7 protein-coding genes are annotated in these 6685 nt (G+C 43.3%); 1 reads left to right on the forward strand and 6 read right to left on the reverse strand.

The window, feature by feature from the left end:
• Positions 1-90: 90 nt before the first annotated feature.
• The 3 genes from jag to ABUE36_RS14225 all read right to left on the reverse strand — a co-directional run bounded on the left by jag (position 91) and on the right by ABUE36_RS14225 (position 3657).
• Positions 91-1140, reverse strand: a complete 1050-nt coding sequence (gene jag, locus ABUE36_RS14215) for an RNA-binding cell elongation regulator Jag/EloR (protein ID WP_161002020.1) — start codon at positions 1138-1140, stop codon at positions 91-93.
• A 116-nt stretch (positions 1141-1256) separates the two neighbouring features.
• Complete coding sequence (gene coaBC, locus ABUE36_RS14220) at positions 1257-2474, reverse strand: bifunctional phosphopantothenoylcysteine decarboxylase/phosphopantothenate--cysteine ligase CoaBC (protein ID WP_161002019.1); 1218 nt, start codon at positions 2472-2474, stop codon at positions 1257-1259.
• Positions 2458-3657, reverse strand: coding sequence for a TMEM175 family protein (locus ABUE36_RS14225; protein ID WP_421016970.1), 1200 nt, complete (start codon positions 3655-3657; stop codon positions 2458-2460). The genes coaBC and ABUE36_RS14225 overlap by 17 nt, the downstream gene beginning before the upstream one ends.
• Before the next feature lie 316 nt (positions 3658-3973).
• Here ABUE36_RS14225 and ABUE36_RS14230 point away from each other — a divergent pair, with 316 nt between their 5' ends.
• Positions 3974-4444, forward strand: coding sequence for a hypothetical protein (locus ABUE36_RS14230; RefSeq protein ID WP_161002016.1), 471 nt, complete (start codon positions 3974-3976; stop codon positions 4442-4444).
• A 112-nt stretch (positions 4445-4556) separates the two neighbouring features.
• On the opposite strand, the gene yidC is transcribed toward ABUE36_RS14230, so the two are convergent.
• From yidC to rpmH, 3 genes are all read right to left on the reverse strand, one after another.
• Positions 4557-5438: a membrane protein insertase YidC gene (gene yidC / locus ABUE36_RS14235; protein ID WP_421016971.1), complete on the reverse strand. Its 882-nt coding sequence runs from the start codon at positions 5436-5438 to the stop codon at positions 4557-4559.
• Between the two features lie 42 nt (positions 5439-5480).
• On the reverse strand, positions 5481-5825 hold the full coding sequence (gene rnpA / locus ABUE36_RS14240) for a ribonuclease P protein component (RefSeq protein ID WP_017262430.1): 345 nt from the start codon (positions 5823-5825) through the stop codon (positions 5481-5483).
• A 110-nt stretch (positions 5826-5935) separates the two neighbouring features.
• The gene (rpmH, locus tag ABUE36_RS14245) at positions 5936-6070 is read right to left on the reverse strand and encodes a 50S ribosomal protein L34 (RefSeq protein WP_011668979.1); all 135 of its coding nucleotides are present in this window, start codon (positions 6068-6070) and stop codon (positions 5936-5938) included.
• Between the last annotated feature and the right edge of the window lie 615 nt (positions 6071-6685).

Consider the following 6685-nt stretch of genomic DNA (forward strand, 5'->3'; position numbering starts at 1 on the left):
AGCACCTTGACTACTTTAACCAGTAATATCCATATCAAATGTTTAATTAATGTACCCAATATTAAAAGCGTCGGCTCTTTTTGTCAAGCATTAGCGTGGAGCCACAACCACACCGCGCCGTGGTTCCCTACCTTGTGAGAAAGTCGTCACATGTGTGTTTTTAGCCAGTTGTGTGTGAATGACCTTCCGCTCATAAGCAGGCATGGGGTCAAGCAACTCTGGTTCACCGCCCGCAATTACATCACGCGCAGTATTATCAGCCAAACGCCTTAAAGTGGTGGCGCGTCGCTCACGATAGCCAGCCACATCAAGCATTAATTCGAAATGCTGCATGCCCTGCCGCAACATAAATGTATTGCCAAGCACTTGTAAAGCGTTCAACGTACGACCATGCCGACCGATCAATAATCCCTCTTGTTCGGTCATAAAGGTTATTGTTGCGCCGTGATGGTATGTATCGGCCTCTGCGTCAGCACTAATACCAAGTTGCTCCAACGTATCGAGCAAGTAATTGGCAACTGCTTCCAAATTATCATCCAAGCGCGCTTGATTAGCCTGTTGGCGAGCCTTCAACTCTTCTGGTGTCAATTGAGTGGTTGCAGACATTGAAGTAATCGAATCAGTCAAACCAGCAGCCTGCGATTGAGCAACAGCACTGCTCATCGTGGCAGTTGTCGAGACAGTCGAAGTGGTCTCAGCAGACGCAACAACACTGTCGGCAACCTCAGCCGAAGTTAATGAACTTTTAGCGTGGGGATGGTCTCCCTCACGTTGTCGAACATCGGCGGTTGCATCAACATTTCGTTCAATATCCTCATCACGCTTAGCAGCCACCCGTTGACCACTTGGATGATCAAACGTCGGACTAGTTTTAGCATTTTTAAGTGGTTTACTTTGCGTTGTCCGTGATGAAGTTGCTCCCGTGGACGCACCAGCTGATACCTTAGCCGATTGCGGCGTTTTTGTAACGGAAACTGGCTTAATCGTAATATCGACGATGGCCTCTTTTTTCAAGCGTCCAAACCAGCCATGGACCGGTTCAGATACAACTGTAATCGCAACTTTGTCACGATCAATTTGAATTTTTTTGAGTCCGTTTTGAATTGCTTCATCCACGGTTTTCCCCTGATATTGCGTCACAGCTATTCCTCCAAATAAATCACGTACCTACATTTTAGCATGGATTGACTAACTTTTTATTGAACATTCACATTCTAGTTACCGCCCATTTGTCGCCAAAATGTCAGTAACTGAAATCATTGCCCGGGTAATAACGTTACAACCCTATCAACAAGTTCTGCCGCAAGCTCAGACTTAGCCATGACTGGTAATTTTTCGGGTTCCTGATTGGGACGCAGAATAATGACTTGGTTATTGTCGGCGTTGAAGCCAATATCTTTTCGGCTCACATCGTTAGCAACCAGCATATCCAATTTCTTATCGGTTAATTTTTGTTGGGCGTTTGCCAATAGATGTTCGGTCTCTGCAGCGAATCCCACCATGACTTGTTTAGTCTTCTGCGTTGCCAATGTCTTTAAGATGTCGGGGTTTTTTGTGAGTTTGATTGTCATCGTATCGTTATCGGCCGTTTTTTTAATCTTCTGGGTAGCTTCTTCAACTGGTCGAAAATCAGCGACCGCTGCTGCCATGATGACAGCATCCTGTTCGGCAAAACGGTGTTGCATCTGGTCTAGCATTTCTTTGGCACCGGCAACGTGGACAATTTCAACACCGGCCGGTGCAGTCAAAGTGGTTGTGCTACTAATTAAAGTGACGTCAGCTCCTTCATTAGCCGCCGCGGTTGCAATTGCGTAGCCCATTTTTCCTGAGGAATCATTACTGATAAAACGAACTGGATCAATACGTTCACGCGTCCCGCCAGCCGTGACAAGTACATGGCGATGGCGCAAACGCCCCGTTTGTTGAGCCCATTTTTGCTGTATAAAATCTACAATCATTGTCGGTTCAGGTAATCGACCACGCCCTGCGTACCCTTCAGCTAATAGCCCCGTATCTGGTTGCATCACTATCACGCCATCGGCTGCTAATGTGGCCACATTACGAACGGTCGCTGGTGCTGCCCACATGTGATTATTCATTGCTGGCACCACGATTTTTAACGCTGTGGTGGCCAACAATGTTGTTGAGACAGCATCATCAGCCATTCCCATCGCCATTTTAGCAATGATGTTTGCCGTTGCTGGTACAACAACAGCAATATCTGTCCAATCAGCCATCTCAATGTGTGGCACATAGTGACCGTCACTGCCATTGTTGCCAAATAAATCCGTCAATACCGGTTGTTTAGTTAATGCACCAAACGTCAGTGGCGTTACAAACTTTGTTGCATCCGTTGTCATTGCTACACGAACAACAGCTCCCTGTTTCATCAAACCGCGAACGACTTCGGCCGCCTTGTAGATTGCAATGCCACCGGTGACATAAACGGCAATGTGCTTATTCTCGAGTCTCATGCTTTTCCTCCTGTTTTGCCACTGAATGATGTTCTTGACGTTGTGCATCCTGCCAAGCCCGAATAACGTTAAAAACTGCCAACAATATCGTAACAAGTAAACCGCTGATTGGCACAAAGTAGACCAGCACAACGGCGACAAAGAGACCACCATATAATGCAGCCGCACTGTACCCGTTTAGTTTGCCAACAAACCGGATATGATCGCTATCAGCTGGATTGACCCGTCGTAAGTCACGCGCCATTTTTGTATAAGATAACGACCATAGCAATTGAACACCCACGTATAGCCACTCTGCCAACCGTTTGTCTGGAAACTCCCCTACAAAGGCTGTCACATACGGGAAAAAGCTCAAAAAGAGAAGCCATAGAACATTATCCCAGTAAACAATAGTCGTTATCTTGCCAGAACCATTAAATAAATCATGATGGTTATACCACACAATCATAATGAACAAGAAACTAATCGCATAGGTGGCAAATTTAACACTTTGGGTCAATAAATCATGAACGTGAATTCCTGTTGGCACCACTAGCTGCAAAACCAACAGTGTTACGATAATGGCGATGATGCCATCCGTAAAGGTAATTAATCTCGATTTATTAATATTCTGATGACGATTGTTATTTCGCAGTGTTGATACAGCAGATGCGACACCTAACAGAATCTGGCCTATGATTCCGGCAATCGGCCACCATGGTAAAATCAGTAACACGGCAACAACGATGCCAAAACGCCATAGTAAATTTGTACGGGAATTTCCCAATGCATAAAACTCATGGCGTTGTTCTGGATTGGCAACACCTAAGCTATATACTAACAACGAATAAGCGCCCATCCATACCAATGTTACTAAAATGAATAGACATTCAGGCCAAAAAGCCAATGGATATCGACCAACCCAAGCGGTAGCTAGAGGAAATAATGACATCACAAAAATCCACAACGTATTGGCCAAATACACGGGAAACGTCACTCGGTGAGCGACATTAATGATATTGTGATGAAAGTACCATGTCGCCATAATTAATAGAAAACTAGCGCTAAATGCGGCAAACGACCCGCCTTGCTTTAGAACTGCCGCCAGTGTTGCCTGCTCAGGTGGTTCAATCTCAAGAATGAGAATCGTAACTTCAATCGCAATAATCGCGTCAGAAAATCCGGTGAAACGCTCTTTATTCATCGTTCATGCCATCTCCAAATCGAAACTATTATCAGTTTAAGGTTCTTTGTGCATAGACACCACTATAAAGTGTGGCAAATCACAAACTTGATCAAGAATAGTTATCGCCGGTAAATTAATTCGTGGTGTAGCCAATATTCATCGCAAAACTTATAGCCGATAAATAATGAATGTCCGCAATAGTTTCATTTGTAACGTTATTGTAATCATTGATGGCTTGAACTGTTTACACCACCCGTCTATTCTATAAATAGCGCACTCGGCGCACTTGCGCTAAAACACCACATTAAAAGCTATACAGATTGGAGTCATTAAAGTGACACAGCAAGCTCAACCTTCGCAGGCTGACATCGCCCGAATGACGACCTTGTTAATTCATGGCCACCTCGCCGATATCTATGCATTACAGAAGGTCAATATGGACGTTGGCAATCTTCCCAAACTGGGCCTACGCGATATTCTACTGGTTACTCAGATTGGTTTAGAACCAGGAATCACTTCTTCGAAGCTTAGCCACCTTTTCCGCATGTCGAGTCCACTACTGTCAACGCGGATTACTGCTCTTATGAAACTCAATTTGGTTCAGCAAGTCGAGGATACAAAAGATCGACGGGTGCATAATTTAAAGTTATTAGCTTCAGGTAAAAAAGTTTACCAGTTTTGGTATAAGCGAATTGAAACACTGGCTATCAACATCCTGATGACTCATTCACTTGAAGACATGAATCAAATGGAAGAGCGCATTGAGTACATTCTAAAAAGTGTTCAATCCGACCTCATAAATTAGTTATTTTATAATTTTTGTTGTAAACAACAAGCATCATTTTTTACACGATTTTAAAAAATCTGCACGCTTCATCAATTGATGAGGCGTGCAGATTTTTCAATCATTTATTAAATTAACGACGTCGTGACCGACGAGCTTTTTTGATTGCTCGTTGTTTGGCCTTCGCTTGATCGCGTTTGGCCGTTTCACGTTCTTCACGCTCACGGTTAATCTTCCAAGGGTTCTGAATCAGTAATGTTTGCCCAGCCTGGAAGGCGTTTGAAATCACCCAATATAATGACAGCGCTGTTGGTACAGATACGGCAGTGAAGAAGATGATCACTGGCATCCCCCAAACCATCACAGCATTCATTGAGTTGCTTTCTGGCTGACTCTTAACACTCAACCAAGAACTAATGAAAGTGAAAACGGCAGCAAGAATTGGCAAAATGAAGTAAGGATCGCGATCCCCAAGTTGCATCCATAAGAATGACCCCGTCTTCAATGCTGCTGTCCGATAGATTGCTTGATACAATGCCCAAATAATTGGCATCTGAACAATCAGTGGTAAGCATCCGGAAACTGGATTATAGCCAACTTCGGCATATAATTTCCGTGTTTCTTCCTGAAGCTTTTGTTGCGTAGCCGTATCACGCGACTTATATTTCTTCTGCAACGCTGACAACTGTGGCTGAATTTCTTGCATTCGTCGCATTGACCGCGTTTGATAGATCATCAATGGCAGAATAATAATCCGGATGATCAGGGTGATCATAATGATCCCCATCCCGTAACCGCCGAATACATGACTCAGCCAAATGATGAATTGACTTAAATTATACAGAATCGTGTGATCCCAAAATCCTGTACTACTGCTAGTGATTGGCTTTTTACCACACGCTGCCAAGAATAAACTGGCTGCAGCAATCATGGTCAGCGCTAATCGTCGTCGGCTTTTACGGCCGGAGCGTTTTCCGTTTGACTTCACGATTTTTTCCTCATTTACTTCATTCATTTTGATAATGCCTTTGTTGCCCACTTATATTGTGCTGTAACGCTACTCTGCATCCAGCAACTTTGCCAAACGTAACGCATGCGTCAGGTTTTCTTTGATTTCGGCCATTGATAGCCCATCAGCTGAAGGTCGTGCGATAACTAAGAAGTCGACGTCCTGACGAAGCATTGGTTTTAACTCCAACAATGACTGCCGAATTCGACGCTTAACCCAGTTACGATGGACAGCGTTGCCAATCTTCTTACCGACAGAAATACCGACACGAAAATGTGGCTGCTCTGGTTTATCCATTGTATAGATAACAAACTGACGGTTGGCAATCGAGTTTCTGGTTTCAAAGACCGTTTGAAATTCGCTTTCTTTTTTGATGCGGTATGACTTTCTCAATGGTCCGAATCTCCTCAACTAAAATGATTCAACGCCACAAAACCAACACTAATGGTCATCGTGGACTAAAAAAATAAAAAAGGTCACTGAAAAATATCAGTGGCCTGTTTTTATGCAGATAATACTTTTCTGCCCTTTTGGCGCCGACGTGCTAACACCTGACGGCCGTTACTTGTGCTCATCCGTTTCCGGAAACCATGGACACGTGATCGATGACGCTTCTTTGGTTGGTAAGTTCTTTTCATGTTGGATTGCACCTCCTTTGGATCGTTACGACACAGATACCTTAGTGGTGACGTGACGACACACTTGGATATCCAGCGTTACATATATGGTTGATTAGCTAAAAGCTAGCGCACGAGAAAACTCATGCAGTTCCTAAATATAATATCATAGACAGAGTTACTTGCAAACAACAAATTGTCGATTCTGATAATTTGTGAATCAAAAGTTATCCACAGATTGTCAAAACTAATCCACAGGTTCAGTGGATTTTAGATTTTTAAAAACGTTATTTCCACAGGAATTCAACAACAAAATGCACAAATCCACAGCCGTTTGAAAAGTTATCCACACCTCTGTTTTTTTCTGTGGATAACTTTTTGAAAGCTATTGTTCTCAACGTTATTTAAACACACTCGCCGGTGGAAAACTTGTTTCACAGAAGCCAAATCCTGATTTTTCAACGCTCCTGTGGATAACCTTCACACAATCCTGTGGAACATTCGTAACTTGTTCTGTGGAACCTGTGGAAAACTCAGTTTGTTCATGCTAAAGTTGTCTTTGCAGATTTTGTTATTTCCATTTTTCACCATAAATTATTACTATTTATGCATAATTCATTCTAGGAGGCTTCATCG

The sequence above is a fragment of the Furfurilactobacillus cerevisiae genome, assembly GCF_048961765.1.
GTDB lineage: Bacteria > Bacillota > Bacilli > Lactobacillales > Lactobacillaceae > Furfurilactobacillus > Furfurilactobacillus milii_A.